The following is a 15,309-nucleotide window of genomic DNA, read 5'->3' as shown; positions in this document are numbered from 1 at the left end:
CGATACCACCAGGGGGTATCCCGACAGGGATTCGTGGTGTGCGACGCCACGATGAGCGATGCTGGACGGATGCCCGGACCCGCCCCCACCCCCGACGCGTCGCGGCCCGCGCCCCCGCTCGCCGACCCCACCACCCTGCCGCCGCTCGACCTCGCGCGGCGTCCGTGGCCCGGCCGCGAGGTCACCGCGGGCGGGGTGACGATGCACGTCCGGGAGACGCCGGGGCCGGCGACCCGTGCCGTCTACGTGCACGGGCTCTCCGGGTCGGCGACGAACTGGACCGACCTCGCCGGCCTGCTCGCGGGTCGCGCGTCCGGCATGTCGGTCGATCTGCCGGGGTTCGGGTCGTCCCCGCCGCTCGACCCCCGCGTCTGGACGCCCGACGCCAACGCCGAGGCCCTCGCCCGGTTCCTGCGCGCGTCCGGCGACGAGCCCGTCCACCTGCTGGGCAACTCCCTCGGCGGCTCGGTGTGCGTGCTGCTCGCCGCGCGCCACCCCGACCTCGTCCGCACCCTGACGCTCGTCTCGCCCGCCGTCCCCGACCGGCGCCCCGACCCGCGACGGCTCTCCGATCCGCGGCTCGCGCTCGCGATGATCCCGGGGGCCCCCGGCAGGCGCGCCCGGGCGGCGCTCGCCGCGCTGGGCCCGCGCGAGCGTGCCGAGCAGGTCCTCGCCCTGTGCTTCGGCGACCCGGCGCGCGCCCCGGAGCACCGTATCGCCGAGGCGGCCGAGGAGATCCTCGCCCGCGGCTCCGTGCCCTGGGCGGCCGACGCGGTCAACGGGGCGGCGTTCGCGATGTTCGCGAGCTGGCTGCGGTGCGGGCAGGCGTCGCCGTGGGCGGCGCTGCGTGCGGTGACGGTGCCGACGCTCGTCGTCTGGGGTGACCGCGACCGTCTCGTCGCGCCCCGCCACGCCGCCCGCACGGTCCGCTCCCTGCGCGACGGGCGGCTGCTGATGCTGCCGGGTGTGGGGCACATCGCGCAGATGGAGGTCCCCGACGTCGTGGCCCGCGCCGTCGCCGGCATGTGGGACGCCGTCGAGTCCGGGGAATGGGCCGGTGACGTCGCCCGGGATGGGAAGATGCAGGCAGCCGTGCGCGTTGACCACGTCGAGTCGTGACACCGAGGTCACGCCGGTGTCATCGGAACGCGCGAACAGCACGTGACAACGAGGAGTGCACAGCATGCCCCTACCGCCGCTCGTGGAGCCGGCAGCCGAGCTGACCAAGGAAGAGGTGGAGCGCTACAGCCGCCACCTCATCATCCCGGATGTCGGGATGGCAGGTCAGAAGCGGCTCAAGAACGCGAAGGTGCTGGTCATCGGCGCCGGTGGCCTCGGCTCGCCCGCTCTGCTCTACCTCGCCGCCGCCGGTGTGGGCACGCTGGGGATCGTCGAGTTCGACGAGGTCGACGCCTCCAACCTGCAGCGCCAGGTCATCCACGGCCAGTCCGACGTGGGCCGGCCCAAGGCCGAGTCCGCGCGCGACTCGATCCTCGAGGTCAACCCGCTCGTCGAGGTCCGGCTGCACCAGACGCGGCTCGAGGCCGACAACGTCCTCGACATCTTCCGCGACTACGACCTCATCCTCGACGGCACCGACAACTTCGCGACCCGTTACCTGGTCAACGACGCCGCGGTGCTGCTCGGCAAGCCGTACGTGTGGGGCTCGATCTTCCGGTTCGAGGGCCAGGCGTCGGTGTTCTGGGAGGACGCGCCCAACGGCAAGGGCCTCAATTACCGCGACCTCTACCCCGAGCCCCCGCCGCCCGGGATGGTGCCGTCGTGCGCCGAGGGTGGCGTGCTGGGCGTGCTGTGCGCGTCGATCGGTTCGATCATGGTCAACGAGGCCATCAAGCTGATCACCGGCATCGGTGAGCCGCTGCTGGGCCGCCTCGTCGCCTACGACGCGCTCGAGACCACCTGGCGGACCATCAAGCTCCGCAAGGACCCGGCCACGCCGAAGATCACCGAGCTCATCGACTACGACAGCTTCTGCGGCGTCGTCACCGACGAGGCCGCGGGTGCCGCCGCCGGTCACACCATCACGGTGACCGAGCTCAAGGAGATGATCGACGCGGGCAAGGACTTCTCGCTGATCGACGTCCGCGAGCAGAACGAGTGGGACATCGTCCGCATCCCCGGTGCGACGCTGATCCCCAAGGACCGCATCCTCAACGGCGACGCCCTCGCCGAGATCCCGCAGGACAAGCCCGTCGTCCTGCACTGCAAGTCGGGTGTGCGTTCCGCGGAGGCGCTGGCCGCGCTGCACAAGGCCGGTTTCTCCGACGCCGTGCACGTCGGTGGCGGCGTGCTGGCCTGGGTCAAGCAGATCGACCCGTCGCAGCCCGTCTACTGATCGTCCCGGGCGCTTCCGCGGGAGTGGTCCCGGCGGTGAGCGACCGGCCCCGGCGCCGCCGGTACCCCACAGGGTGCCGGCGGCGCCGTCGTGTGCGCGTTTCCGGCGTTCGGGAGGTACGGAGCGTGACGCGTGATCGTCGCGAGTGCGCCGTAAGGAGCATCGACAGCTGATCCGCTCGGCCGATATCGTTCGGTCACGAAGATCAAGACGGATTCCGGGCGCGCCGGCGCCGGCCTGCGCGACGGGGCGCCGCCGGGTCACGGCCTGTCGCGTCCGCCGTCTGTGTGTGGCGGGGGAGCGGACGATGGACGGCGAGCGGCTGTGCGCCCTGCCCGGGTGCGACGAGGTGGTCACCAGCCTGCCCGGCCGCCCCGAGCGTCGGTTCTGCAGCCCGGTGCACCGGGAGTCGGCGCGTCAGGCACGTCGCGACGCGAACCGCCTCGCCCGAGCGGCAGTGGGGGCTGCCGGGGGTGAGGCAGCACCGGCCGGCGTCGCGGTGGTGGCCGTGGCGCCGGCCGGGGTTGTCGAGGAGCCCGCCGCCGCTGCCCAGCCGGTCGTGGTGTCGCACATCGGGTCCCGGCCCGCGCGCCCGCGCCCGCCCGCCGACGTCCCGCCCCGGCGGGACCGCCGGCACCGCCGCGCGATCGCGGTGCTCGGCGCGGCGGGCGCGCTCGTCGCCGGCTACTGCATCACGGCGTCGGGGCCCGACGTGGCGGCGACGCACCCGTCGGTCCTCGCCGTCCCGCAGCTCGCCGACGAGCGCGGCTGGGCGGCGCAGGCCGAGGTGGTGCTGGCGTCGGTCGGGGGGCAGCTCGACGACGTCGCCCGCGCCGAGGCGCAGTGGCAGGCCCTGCCCGAGCAGGTGCGCGAACGCCGCGCCGCGACCTACGTGGCGCTGTTGCGTCGCAAGGCCTATCTGGAGACGCAGAAGACGCTGCTGCAGACACAGCTGGGCACCTACCGGTCGCTCACCCGCGCCGGCGACGAGCTGCGCCAGACCCAGCAGCAGCTGGCCTACATCGAGCGCGAGCTGACGATCGCGACCGACCCGGCGCGGCGCACGCCCGCGCAGTCGGCGCTGGTCGCGGCACTGGAGGAGAACCACCGGACGCTGGAGCGGCGGCGGGATGCGAAGCAGGACGAGATGCGCGGGCTGTCGGCCGACGTCGCGACCGCGGCCCGTGTCCCGCTCCTCGACGACCCCGAGGCGACGCGCAGGGCGACCGCCGACGTGCGACGCATCGTCGCCGACCCGACGGCCCCCGCACCCCACGACGTCTCCGACGACCACCGCCCCGAGGCCGTCCCCGGCCGGCCCGCGCAGCGCGACGGGATGCCGTCGGTCGAGGTCGGCACGGGCGCGCCGCCGGACCCCGGCAGCAGCCCCGTCGACCGTCTCGCGGCAGGTGGCGACGGTCCGGTGGTGCCGGTCGCGCACGTCGAGTCGGTGCCCGGTCAAGGGTCCGGACAAGGGGCCGGCCCGGGTTCCGGCCAAGGGGCCGGCCCGGGTTCCGGCCAAGGGGCCGGCCGGGTGCCCGACCAGGGGCCCGACCGCGCGCCCGACGAGCCGCAGCGGCGGTCGGCGCCCGTCGACGCGCCGCCGCGAGAGGCCCCGGCCGAGACCGTCGCACCCGTTGCGGCCCAGGCTCCCCCGCCGTCCGAGCCGGTGCAGGCGCCCGCGCCCACACCGGTCACGTCGACGGCTCCGGCGCCGCAGGGGCCCGCGGCCCGCGCCGTCGACATGGTCGCGCCGGGGGTCGACTGGATGTACCCCGGCATGGCCGACACGGTGCGCGCCGCGGAGGCCGAGCAGGTCCGTCGCGCGGCCGCGCAGCAGGACCCGCCACCGCCCGCCGACACGGCTGCGACCGCCACCGACGACCCCGACCGGGTCGTCGGCTGAGCCCCGGAGGGTGCTGGACAGTGGTTCGGCACCCTCCTAGTCACCGCGGTCGCGCCCGCGTGGCGGCAGGACGCCCACGACCGTCGCAGGTAGCGTGCGGGGCGTGACCGCAGCTCACACAGCCTCCGCTGACCCGGGGCCGCGCGCGCCCGGAGCGGGGGAGGCATTGCCCCAACACGTCCGCACCGCGTTCGGTGTCGCCGACGCCCCGCCACGACCTGTCGCCTGGGCCGGCCAGCGCGCCTGGCAGTGCGGCGAGGCCCTGATCCGGCCGGTGTCCGACAACGCCGTCGCGGCGTGGTCGGCCGGGGTGCTGGAGAACCTCACCGTCGAGGGGGTGCGCCTCGCCCGCCCGCTGCGGTCGTCGGACGGGCGCTGGGTCGTCGCCGGGTGGGCGGCGTGCCGGTTCCTGCCGGGCAGCGCCGAGCCCCGTCACGACGACGTCGTCGCCGCCGCGATGCGCCTGCACGCCGCGACGGCCCATGTGCTGCGCCCACGGCTGCTCGACGACCGTGACGACGTGCTGTCGCGTTCGGTGTCGGCGGCGTTCGGGGAGCGCAGGCTCACGCTCGACCCGGCCACGGGTGGCGACCTCTTCTCCGAGCTCGGCGCCTACCGGCGCCCGGTGAAGCTGGTCCCGCAGGTCGTGCACGGCGAGCTGTTCGGCGCCGTCCTGTTCGACTCCGACGGCAGCCCCGCGGTCCTCGATCTCGTGCCGTTCTGGCGGCCGGCGGAGTGGGCGGCGGCGGTCGTCGTCATCGACGCTCTGGCCTGGGGGAATGCCGACGCGGGCATCCTCGAACGCTGGTCGCACCTGGCCGAGTGGCCGCAGGCGCTGCTGCGCGCCCTGCTCTACCGGCTGGCCCTGCACGCCCAGCATCCCGAGGGCACGGTCCGCTCGCTCGGCGGCCTGGAGCGGGCCGCGGGCCTGATCAGCGCCCGCCTCTGATGTCTGATGCGAGGGACCCCTGTGAGCGGCAATAGTCGCTATGGCGACTATTGCCGCTCACAAGGGTCGACCAGGGCCTCACAGCGTCGACCGCGTCACGTTGAGGGCCCCGTTGCGTCGATGACACGCGGGGCCACGACGAGGTAATCCGCGCTTCCTAACGTCTGCCACCGATCTGATCGGCGAGCGGCGGGAGGCCAGGCGTGACCCTCACGGACGTCACGAACGAGCAGTCGAGCGGCCGGGGGCGGCTCGGCGGGCGCTGGATCGACGACTGGGAGCCCGAGGACCCCGGCTTCTGGGAACGCACCGGACGTCGGGTCGCGAACCGCAACCTGTGGGCGTCGATCTTCGTCGAGCACGTCGGGTTCTCGGTGTGGACGCTGTGGTCGGTGTTCGTGCTGTTCATGGGCCCGGAATACGGCGTCGACGCCGCCGGGAAGTTCTTCCTGGGCGCGACGGCGACGCTCGTCGGCGCGGTCCTGCGGGTGCCGTACACGTTCGCGGTGGCCCGGTTCGGCGGCCGCAACTGGACGATCGTGTCGGGCCTGCTGCTGCTCGTTCCGACCGTCGCGGCCGCGTTCGTTCTGCAGCCCGGCACGCCGTACGCGGTGTTCGTGCTGATGGCCGCGCTTGCCGGGTTCGGCGGCGGCAACTTCGCGTCGTCGATGACGAACATCAACACCTTCTTCCCGGAGGGCCGCAAGGGCACCGCGCTCGGGCTCAACGCCGGGGGCGGCAACCTGGGCGTCGCCGTCATCCAGCTCGTCGCGCTGCTGGTGATCGCGACGGCGGGCGCTGCGCAGCCGAGGCTGCTGCTGGTCGTCTACATCCCGCTGATCGTGATCTGCGCGGTGTGCGCGGCGCTGTTCATGGACAACCTGTCGAGCGTCCGCAACGACACCGGCGCGTTCAGGCTGGCCGTCGCCGACCGCGACACCGCGATCATGTCGTTTCTCTACATCGGCACGTTCGGCTCGTTCATCGGCTACAGCTTCGCGTTCGGCCTGGTGCTGCAGACGCAGTTCGGCCGCACCCCGCTGCAGGCCGCGGCGCTGACGTTCATCGGCCCGCTGCTCGGGTCGTTCATCCGGCCGCTCGGCGGCTGGCTGGCCGACCGCTTCGGCGGCGCCCGCGTCACCGCCGTCAACTTCGTGGCCATGGCCGCCGCGACCGTCGTCTGCATCGTGGCGTCGGGTGCGGGGTCGCTGCCGCTGTTCGTCGCCGGGTTCATCGCGCTGTTCGTGTTCTCGGGCGTCGGCAACGGGTCGACCTACAAGATGATCCCCGCGATCTTCCGACGGAAGGCGCTGGCGCGCATCGCCTCCGCCGACGCCGCGCTCCTGCACGCCCGGCGCGTCTCGGGTGCGGCGATCGGGCTCATCGCGGCCGTCGGCGCGCTCGGTGGGCTGCTGATCAACCTGGCGTTCCGGCAGTCGTTCGCCGCGACGAAGTCCGGGGCGCCGGCGTTCTGGGTGTTCTTCGCGTTCTACCTGGTCTGCACGGTCGTGACGGTCGTCGTCTATCTGCGGGCGCCGGCGCGCGCGGCCGCCGGGGCTGCGGTGGCGGTGTGACCTTGCCGGTGTCACGCGCTGGAAACCTCGCCGAACCACGACCGGTACCGGGCCGTCCGACGATGGCCCGCATGACCGCCGACACCCACTGCCCGTACTGCGCACTGCAGTGCGGCATGACGGTCGGCGCCGCGGGCGAGGTCGCGCCGCGGGAGTTCCCGACCAACCGCGGCGGGCTGTGCCAGAAGGGGTGGACGGCGGGGTCGCTGCTGTCGCACCCGGACCGGCTGTCGGCCCCTCTTCTGGGCGGTCGTCCGGTCACGTGGGAGACCGCGCTGGCGCACGTGACCTCATCGATCAGGGAGATCCAGGATTCTCACGGTCCGGACTCGGTCGCCGTCTTCGGCGGCGGCGGGCTCACCAACGAGAAGGCGTACCTGTTGGGGCGCTTCGCCCGCGTCGCCCTGCGGACGTCGCAGATCGACTACAACGGCCGCTTCTGCATGTCGTCGGCGGCCGCGGCGGGCAACCGGGCGTTCGGCCTCGACCGCGGGCTGCCGTTCCCGGTGACCGACCTCGACGACGCGGAGGTCGTCGTCCTGGCCGGGGCCAACGTCGCCGAGACCATGCCGCCGCTGATGGGGCACCTCGGGTCGGCGCGGCTGGTCGTCGTCGACCCGCGGCGGACGCCGACGGCCGAGCGCGCCGTTGCGTCCGGCGGGCTGCACCTGCAGCCGGTGCCGGGGACGGACCTCGTCCTCGCGCTCGGCATGCTCCACGCGGCGGTCGAGTCGGGCGCGGTCGACACCGCGTACCTCGGGGCGCGGACCTCCGGTTTCGACGACGCCTGGCGTCTCGCGACGCAGTGGTGGCCCGAGCGCGCGGAACGAGTGTGCGGGGTCGCGGCCGCCGACATGCGGACCGTCGTCTCCTGGCTCGCCGGCTCGTCGCGCCGCTACGTCCTCACCGCGCGGGGTGCCGAGCAGCACGCGCACGGCGTCGACACCGTGACGGCGTGGATCAACCTCTCCCTCGCGCTCGGGCTCCCCGGGACGGCGGGGTCGGGCTTCGGGACGATCACCGGGCAGGGCAACGGGCAGGGCGGGCGCGAGCACGGGCAGAAGGCCGACCAGCTGCCCGGGTACCGCCGCATCGACGATCCGGTCGCCCGCGCGCACGTCGCCGCGGTCTGGGGCGTCGATCCCGCGTCGATCCCGGGCGCGGGTCGGTCGGCGGTCGAGCTGATCGACGCCATCGGTACCCCCGGTGGGCCGCGTGCGCTGCTGGTCTTCGGGTCGAACCTGCGGGTGTCGGCGCCGGACGCGGCCCGGGTCGCCTCGAAGTTGGACGCGCTCGATCTCCTGGTCGTCGCCGACTTCCTGCCCGGGGAGACCGCCGGCCGCGCCGACGTCGTGCTGCCGGTCGCGCAGTGGGCCGAGGAGGAGGGCACGCTCACCAACCTGGAGGGCCGGGTGCTGCGCCGACGGCGCGCGCTCGATCCGCCGCCCGGCGTCCGGACCGACCTCGACGTCGTCGCCGACCTGGCCGCCGGACTGGGCTGCGGCGGCTTCCCCACGACGCCGCGCGCGGTGTTCGACGAGCTGCGCGCGGCGTCGGCAGGCGGCCCGGCCGACTACTCCGGCATCACCTACGACCGGCTCGACGCGGGCGAGGCCCTGCACTGGCCCTGCCCCTCGACCGACCACCCCGGCACCCCGCGCCTGTTCCTCGACCGCTTCGCCCACCCCGACGGCCGTGCCCGGCTCGTGCCGGTCGACCACGTGCCCGCCGCCGAGCTCCCCGACGACGCCTACCCGTTGCGCGCCACCACCGGCCGGGTGCTGGTGCACTACCAGTCGGGCGCGCAGACGCGCCGGGTCGACGAGCTGGCGCTCGTGGAACCCGACGCGTTCGTGGAGATCCACCCCGACACCGCGGCCCGCGCCGGACTGGCCGACGGCGTCTGGGCGCGCGTCGAGTCCCGCCGGGGCAGCGTCCTCGCCAGGGTCCGCCTCGTCCTGTCTGCACGACCGGACACGGTGTTCCTGCCGTTCCACTTCGCCGACGACCGGGCCGCGAACCTGCTGACCAACCCGGCCCTCGACCCGGTCAGCCGGATGCCGGAGTTCAAGGTCGCCGCAGTCCGAATACACCCTGTGAGTGGCGATAGTCGCTATAGCGACTATCGCCACTCACAGGCCGTCGAGGCGGTGGCGACGTGAGGCGCATCGTGGTGGTGGGCAACGGGATGGTCGGCGCCCGGTTCGCCGACGAGGTGCGCCGCCGCGGCGGCGCACGGCTGACCGTCGTGGGCGCCGAGACGCATCCCGCGTACAACCGGGTGCTCCTGTCCACCGTCCTGGCCGGCGGCATCGATCCGGCGGCGATCGCGTTGCCGGTCGCCGACCACGTCGACGTGCGGTCCGGTACCGCGGCGGTCTCCCTCCACCCGGCCACGCGCACCCTGACCCTCGCCGACGGCACACCGCTGCCCTACGACGACCTCGTCCTCGCGACCGGCTCGCGGGCCTGGCTGCCGCCGGTGGCCGGGGTGCCGGGGCCGGGCGTCGTCGGATTCCGGGATCTCGACGACTGCCTCGCCATCCTCGACATGGCCCGCCCCGGTGCGCGGCTCGTCGTCCTCGGCGGTGGACTGCTCGGGCTGGAGGCGGCCCGCGGGCTCGCGGCCAGGGGCGTCGAGGTCACCGTCGTCCACCCCGCCGGGCACCTCATGGAACGCCAGCTCGACGCCGGCGCCGGCGCCGTGCTGGCCGAGGTCGTCGCCGAGCTCGGGGTCCAGGTCCAGCTCGGGGTCGGCGCCGTCTCCTGGGCGGCTGGAACCGGGCTGACCTGCGACGACGGAACCGTGATCGCCGCGGACGGGCTCGTCGTCGCCGCCGGGGTGCGCGCCGAGACCACCCTCGCGTCCGACGCCGGAGCCCGGGTCGACCGCGGGATCGTCGTCGACGACCGGCTGCGGACCTCACTCGAGCACGTGTACGCCATCGGCGACTGCGCCCAGCACGACGGCGCTCCCGCCGGGCTCGTCCAGCCCGGGTGGGACCAGGCCGCCGTGCTGGCCGACCTGCTCACCGGCGCCGACCCGACCGCCCGCTACCGCGGGACGCGTGCCGTCACCCGGCTCAAGGCGTCGGGGATCGACCTCACCGCTGTCGGGGACGTCCACGCCGACGACGACACCGTGGAACTGTTGCGGCTCACCGACTCCCGGCGTGGCCGGTACGCGAAGCTGGCGCTGCGCGACGACCGGGTCGTCGGCGGCATCATGATCGGTTTCCCCGACGCGGCGGCGTCGATGATCCAGCTGCACGACAACGGATCCCCCGCCCCGTCCGACCGCCTCGCGCTGCTGCTCGGTCGTGCCCTGCCAGGCGAGGCGACCCCGACCTCCGACCCGGGGCACCTCCCCGCGGCCGCGGTCGTGTGCCGGTGCAACACCGTCACCAAGGGGTCGCTGGTCGCGGCCTGGCGCGCGGGGGCGACGGACCTCACCGCGCTCAGAGGGGCGACCCGCGCCGCGACGGGCTGCGGCAGCTGCGCCGGGACGGTCGAGGGCATCTGCGCGTGGCTGGCCGCCACCGACACCCCGGCCCCTACGCGCGACGAATCGCACGAACGGCCCGTTGCTGCAGCTCAGTTGCGCGAAAGGGCCGTTCGTGCAGAGAGCGGGGAGTTGCACGAACGGCACAGTCGCGCAATTCAGTTGCCCGACTGTGCCGTTCGTTCCGAAGAGAGCACGCACGAGCGCACGGAGGGGGCGGCATGACCCGCGAGCTGGTCGTCGTCGGACACGGGATGGTCGGGCACCGGCTGGTGTCGGCGCTCCGCGACCGCGACACCGAGGACACCTGGCACGTCACGGTGCTGGGTGAGGAGGACCGGCCGGCCTACGACCGCGTCGCACTGTCGTCCTATGTGGATGGTAGTACCGAGGACGAGCTGTCGCTCGGCACCCACGACGACCCGCGGGTCGACGTCCGGCGCGGTACCTCCGTCGTCGGCATCGACCGTGCGGACCGGCTGGTCCGCACCGCCACCGGCGAGACCCTCCGCTACGACGCCCTCGTCCTGGCGACGGGGTCGGTGCCGTTCGTGCCGCCCGTCCCGGGGCGTGAGCTGGCCGGCTGTTTCGTCTACCGCACCCTCGACGACCTGGACTCCATCACGGCGGCCGCACGAGCGGCGCTCGCGCGACCCACTCCGGGGCGGCGGTCGGCGGTCGTCGTCGGCGGCGGGCTGCTGGGGCTGGAGGCGGCGCGGGCGATGCGGTCGCTGGGGCTGTCGCCCCACGTCGTCGAGATCGCGCCGCGGCTGATGCCGGTGCAGGTCGACGAGGGCGGGGGCGCGTTGCTGCGTGCGCTCGTCGAGCGCCAGGACATCGCGGTGCGCTGCGGCGTCTCGGTGGCGGGGATCGTCGCCGACCGGGGGCGGCTCGTCGCGCAGCTGTCGGACGGGATCGAGCTGGACGCCGACGTCGTCGTGTTCTCCGCGGGCATCCGTGCCGCCGACGGTCTCGCGCGCGACGCCGGGCTGGCCGTCGGTGAGCGGGGTGGGGTGCTGGTCGACGACCGGTGCCGCACCGCCGACGAGCACGTCTGGGCCGTCGGCGAATGCGCGGCGCTGGAGGGCCGCACGTACGGCCTGGTGGCGCCGGGGTACGCGATGGCCCAGGTCGTCGCGGACCGGCTGCTCGGTGGCGACGCCCGCATGACGCCCGCCGAGCTCGACATGTCGACGCAGCTCAAGCTGCTGGGCGTGGACGTCGCCAGTTTCGGTGACGCGCACGCGACGACCGAGGGCGCGCTGCCCGTGGTGATCAACGACCCGGTCGCGGGAACGTACGCGAAGCTGGTCGTCAGCGACGACGCGTCGACGCTGCTCGGTGGGGTCCTCGTGGGCGACGCTTCCCGGTATGCGGCGCTGCGTCCGCTCGTCGGGTCCGCGTTGCCCGCCGATCCGGTGGCGCTCATCGCCCCCGGCGCGGTCGAGCTGGGCGCCGAGTCGCTGCCGGACTCCGCGCAGGTGTGCTCGTGCAACGCGGTCACCAAGGGGGCTGTGAAGACGGCGATCGGGGCCGGGGCGTGCGATGTCGCGGCGTTGAAGGCCTGCACCAGAGCCGGAACCAGCTGCGGCTCCTGCGTCCCCCTGTTGAAGACGCTGCTCGTGCAGGAAGGCGTCGAGGTCTCGAAAGCTCTCTGCGAGCACTTCGCCGTCTCCCGTGCGGAGCTGTTCGAGGTCGTCGCCGGCGCCGGCATCACGACGTTCAGCGAGCTCATCGCGCGCCACGGCACCGGGCGGGGCTGCGACGTCTGCAAACCGGTCGTCGCGTCGATCCTCGCCTCTCTCGGGAGGGGCCACATCCTCGCCGGCGAGCAGGCGTCGCTGCAGGACACCAACGATCGCTTCCTCGCGAACATGCAGCGCGACGGCACCTACAGCGTCGTGCCGCGGGTGCCGGGCGGGGAGATCACGCCGGACGGGCTGATCGTGATCGGCGAGGTCGCGCGCGACTTCGGGCTCTACACCAAGATCACCGGCGGGCAGCGGATCGACATGTTCGGCGCCCGCGTCGAACAGCTCCCGGCGATCTGGCGACGCCTGGTTGACGCCGGGTTCGAGTCCGGCCACGCCTACGGCAAGGCGCTGCGGACGGTGAAGTCGTGCGTCGGCAGCACGTGGTGCCGGTACGGGCAGCAGGACTCGGTCGGGCTGGCCGTCGAGCTGGAGCTGCGCTACCGCGGGCTGCGCAGCCCGCACAAGATCAAGTCAGGCGTGTCCGGGTGCGCGCGGGAGTGCGCGGAGGCCCGCTCCAAGGACTTCGGCATCATCGCGACCGAGACCGGCTGGAACCTCTACGTCGGCGGCAACGGCGGCTTCACCCCGCGCCATGCCGACCTCCTGGTGTCCGATGTGGACACCGAGACACTCGTACAGCTCGTCGACAGGTTCCTGATGTTCTACGTCCGGACCGCGGACCGCCTGCAGCGCACCGCCTCCTGGATCGAGGCCATGGACGGCGGGCTCGACCACCTGCGCGCGGTGATCGTCGACGACGCGCTCGGCATCTGCGCGGACCTGGACGCGGCGATGGCCGCGCACGTCGCGTCGTACGCCGACGAGTGGGCCGGGGTGCTCGCCGACGAGGACAAGCTCCTCCGCTTCGTGTCCTTCGTCAACGCGCCGGGTACCCCCGACCCGACGATCTCGTTCGTGACCGAGCGCGGCCAGCCGGTTCCCGCGCCCCGCACACCCGTGTTGATCGGAATCCCGGAGGTGGGCTCGTGACCGCAGCCGTCGTGGCGACGTGGACGCCCGTGTGCCGCGTCGACCAGCTCGAACCCGAGCGCGGGGTCGCCGCGCTGCTCGACGGGCGGCAGGTCGCACTGTTCCGCACGCACGAGGGGGCGGTGCACGCGATCGGCAACGTCGACCCGTTCTCGGGGGCCGCGGTGCTCTCGCGCGGCATCGTCGGCGACCGCGGTGGCGTCCCGACCGTCGCCTCACCCGTCTACAAGCAGGTGTTCTCGCTGGTGGACGGCACGTGCCTCGACGACCCGACGGTGCGCGTCGAGGTGTACGCCGTGTCCGTCGACTCCGGGACCGTGTCACTGCGGGTGGGGCGATGATGGTGGCGGTCGCCGGGCAGCGCGGCGACGCCGCCGTGCCCGCGCTCGCGGGCTTCACCGTCGGCGTCACCGCGGCCAGGCGCGCCGATGAACTGGCGACGATGCTGGAGCGCCGCGGCGCCGTCGTGCAGCACGGTCCCGCGTTGCGGATCGTCCCGTTGGCCGACGACGCACAGCTGCTGGAGAGCACCCGCGCGCTGCTCGCCCGCCCACCGGACGTCACCGTCGCGACCACGGGAATCGGGTTCCGCGGCTGGATCGAGGCCGCCGAGGGCTGGGGGCTCGGCACGGAGCTGGTCACGGTGCTGGGCAAGGGAACCGTCCTCGCCCGGGGCCCCAAAGCGCGTGGGGCGATCCGGGCCTCGGGGCTGACGGATGCGTGGTCGCCGGAGTCCGAGTCGTCGGCCGAGGTGCTCGACCACCTGCTGGAGTCCGGTGTGGACGGTCTGCGGATCGCCGTCCAGCTGCACGGGGAACCGTTGCCCGACATGGCCGAGGCGCTCGTGATGGCGGGCGCCGAAGTCGTCGAGGTTCCGGTCTACCGGTGGCTGCCACCCCTGGACATCGGCCCGCTCGACCGGCTCACCGACGCCGTCCTCACCGGCGGCATCGACATCCTGACCTTCACCAGCGCCCCCGCCGCCGCCAGCCTGCTCGCCCGCGCCGGTGCCCGCGGCCTGCGCGAGGACGTGCTCACCGCGCTGCGCGGCCCGGTCCTCGCGATGTGCGTCGGGCCCGTCACCGCTGCGCCGCTGCAGGACCTCGACGTCCCCACCGTGCAACCGCATCGCTCCCGGCTCGGCGCCATGGTCCGCGAGCTGGAGGCCGTCGCACCCGCGCGGGCGCGGTGGCTACCCGTCGCCGGGCACGTCCTGGAACTGCGCGGACACGCCGTTCTCGTCGACGGCGCCCTGCGGCCCGTACCGCCCACCGGCATGACGTTGCTGCGGGTGCTCGCGCGCCGCCCGGGACGGGTCGTCGCGCGGGCGGAGCTGTTGCGCGCCTTGCCCGGAGGTGGCGACGACGAGCACGCCGTCGAGACCGCCGTCGCCCGGCTGCGCGCGGCGCTGGGGGAGCCGAAACTGGTGCAGACCGTCGTCAAACGGGGATACCGGCTCGCCCTCGACCCCACAGCTGGGCCCGTCCCCGTCGGTGGGCACTGTGGGGGCTCTCGGTGACCCCGCTCCTGCTCGTCGCGCACGGGACCCGGTCGGGGGACGCCGCTCGGCCGCTGGCCCTCGCGGTCGCCGAACAGTCCGGGCTCGACGTCCGGCTCGCCTACGCCGACGTCCGCGGCCCGACGATCGCGTCCGTCGCCGCGCAAATGCCGCACGCCGTCGTCGTCCCCGCGTTCCTGGCCGCCGGGTACCACGTCCGCCGCGACCTGCCCGCCCAACTCGCCGCCGCGGGCGCGTCCTCGTTCCCGGTGACGCCCGCGATCGGCCCCGACCCCGCGCTCGCGACGGCCGCGCTCGACCGGCTCCGGGAGGCCGGGTGGCGCCACGGCGACGCCGTCGTCCTCGCCGCCGCGGGATCGGCCGACGCGGTCGCGCTCGGACAGGTGCGACAGGCAGCGCGGATGCTGCAGGTCGCGACGGGTCGCCGGGTGCGGGTGGGCTTCGCCGCGTCCGCCGCGCCGCGGGTCGATGCGCTCGTCGCCGGACTGCGGGCAGCGGGGGAGGAGCGGGTGGCGGTCGCGTCCTGGCTCCTGGCGCCGGGCGTGTTCGCCGACCGCGTCGCCGCCTGCGGTGCCGACGCCGTCGCCGCGCCCCTGGGCACGCACCCGGCCGTCGTCGACACGATCCTGGCCCGCTACTCGGGCGCCCTGGCCCGCTCGGCCGCGTAAGACCCTGTGAGCGGCAATAGTCGCTATAGCGACTATTGCCGCTCACGAGCGCGGGACGCGTGCCGTTGCCCGCCCCGCCCCGCCCCGCCCC

Annotated in this window: 11 protein-coding genes; all 11 read left to right on the top strand. The window is 74.3% G+C overall.

The window, feature by feature from the left end; translation table 11 throughout:
* Nucleotides 1–69: 69 nt before the first annotated feature.
* The 11 genes from PSU4_RS22290 (at nucleotide 70) to PSU4_RS22240 (ending at nucleotide 15,218) form a co-directional block, all read left to right on the top strand.
* Nucleotides 70–1,119 carry an alpha/beta fold hydrolase gene (locus PSU4_RS22290; RefSeq protein WP_246115276.1) on the top strand — a complete coding sequence of 350 codons (1,050 nt, stop codon included), beginning with the start codon at nucleotides 70–72 and terminating at the stop codon, nucleotides 1,117–1,119.
* Nucleotides 1,120–1,183: 64 nt separating this feature from the next.
* A complete protein-coding gene (moeZ, locus tag PSU4_RS22285) occupies nucleotides 1,184–2,356 on the top strand; it encodes an adenylyltransferase/sulfurtransferase MoeZ (protein WP_147111856.1) in 1,173 nt (390 codons plus the stop codon).
* A gap of 307 nt (nucleotides 2,357–2,663) precedes the next feature.
* Nucleotides 2,664–4,262 carry a hypothetical protein gene (locus tag PSU4_RS22280; protein ID WP_147111854.1) on the top strand — a complete coding sequence of 533 codons (1,599 nt, stop codon included), beginning with the start codon at nucleotides 2,664–2,666 and terminating at the stop codon, nucleotides 4,260–4,262.
* Between the two features lie 103 nt (nucleotides 4,263–4,365).
* Nucleotides 4,366–5,211 (top strand): TIGR02569 family protein, encoded by an 846-nt coding sequence (locus PSU4_RS22275; RefSeq protein WP_246115275.1) that lies wholly within the window; start codon nucleotides 4,366–4,368, stop codon nucleotides 5,209–5,211.
* Nucleotides 5,212–5,414: 203 nt separating this feature from the next.
* Nucleotides 5,415–6,785, top strand: coding sequence for a nitrate/nitrite transporter (locus PSU4_RS22270; RefSeq protein ID WP_147111851.1), 1,371 nt, complete (start codon nucleotides 5,415–5,417; stop codon nucleotides 6,783–6,785).
* Between the two features lie 62 nt (nucleotides 6,786–6,847).
* The gene (locus PSU4_RS22265) at nucleotides 6,848–8,947 is read left to right on the top strand and encodes a molybdopterin oxidoreductase family protein (RefSeq protein ID WP_147111848.1); all 2,100 of its coding nucleotides are present in this window, start codon (nucleotides 6,848–6,850) and stop codon (nucleotides 8,945–8,947) included.
* Nucleotides 8,944–10,512 carry an FAD-dependent oxidoreductase gene (locus tag PSU4_RS22260; RefSeq protein WP_147111847.1) on the top strand — a complete coding sequence of 523 codons (1,569 nt, stop codon included), beginning with the start codon at nucleotides 8,944–8,946 and terminating at the stop codon, nucleotides 10,510–10,512. Before PSU4_RS22265 ends, PSU4_RS22260 begins: the two co-directional genes overlap by 4 nt.
* Nucleotides 10,509–13,031 (top strand): nitrite reductase large subunit NirB, encoded by a 2,523-nt coding sequence (gene nirB / locus PSU4_RS22255; protein WP_147111844.1) that lies wholly within the window; start codon nucleotides 10,509–10,511, stop codon nucleotides 13,029–13,031. The genes PSU4_RS22260 and nirB overlap by 4 nt, the downstream gene beginning before the upstream one ends.
* Entirely contained in the window at nucleotides 13,028–13,372 is a 345-nt protein-coding gene (gene nirD / locus PSU4_RS22250) for a nitrite reductase small subunit NirD (protein ID WP_147111841.1), read from the top strand. Before nirB ends, nirD begins: the two co-directional genes overlap by 4 nt.
* Nucleotides 13,369–14,550: a uroporphyrinogen-III synthase gene (locus tag PSU4_RS22245; protein WP_147111838.1), complete on the top strand. Its 1,182-nt coding sequence runs from the start codon at nucleotides 13,369–13,371 to the stop codon at nucleotides 14,548–14,550. The genes nirD and PSU4_RS22245 overlap by 4 nt, the downstream gene beginning before the upstream one ends.
* Nucleotides 14,547–15,218 carry a sirohydrochlorin chelatase gene (locus PSU4_RS22240; RefSeq protein WP_147111835.1) on the top strand — a complete coding sequence of 224 codons (672 nt, stop codon included), beginning with the start codon at nucleotides 14,547–14,549 and terminating at the stop codon, nucleotides 15,216–15,218. The genes PSU4_RS22245 and PSU4_RS22240 overlap by 4 nt, the downstream gene beginning before the upstream one ends.
* The last annotated feature ends 91 nt before the right edge of the window (nucleotides 15,219–15,309 follow it).

Source organism: Pseudonocardia sulfidoxydans NBRC 16205 (genome assembly GCF_007989085.1).
GTDB classification, from domain to species: domain Bacteria; phylum Actinomycetota; class Actinomycetes; order Mycobacteriales; family Pseudonocardiaceae; genus Pseudonocardia; species Pseudonocardia sulfidoxydans.
This window is presented reverse-complemented; position numbering and strand designations above follow the sequence as displayed.

Coding starts and splice junctions, on each gene's coding strand:
- PSU4_RS22265 (WP_147111848.1), top strand. CDS start 6,848: ATGGCCCGCATGACCGCCGACACCCACTGCCCGTACTGCGCACTGCAG.
- PSU4_RS22290 (WP_246115276.1), top strand. CDS start 70: ATGCCCGGACCCGCCCCCACCCCCGACGCGTCGCGGCCCGCGCCCCCG.
- nirB (WP_147111844.1), top strand. CDS start 10,509: ATGACCCGCGAGCTGGTCGTCGTCGGACACGGGATGGTCGGGCACCGG.
- PSU4_RS22280 (WP_147111854.1), top strand. CDS start 2,664: ATGGACGGCGAGCGGCTGTGCGCCCTGCCCGGGTGCGACGAGGTGGTC.
- moeZ (WP_147111856.1), top strand. CDS start 1,184: ATGCCCCTACCGCCGCTCGTGGAGCCGGCAGCCGAGCTGACCAAGGAA.
- PSU4_RS22245 (WP_147111838.1), top strand. CDS start 13,369: ATGATGGTGGCGGTCGCCGGGCAGCGCGGCGACGCCGCCGTGCCCGCG.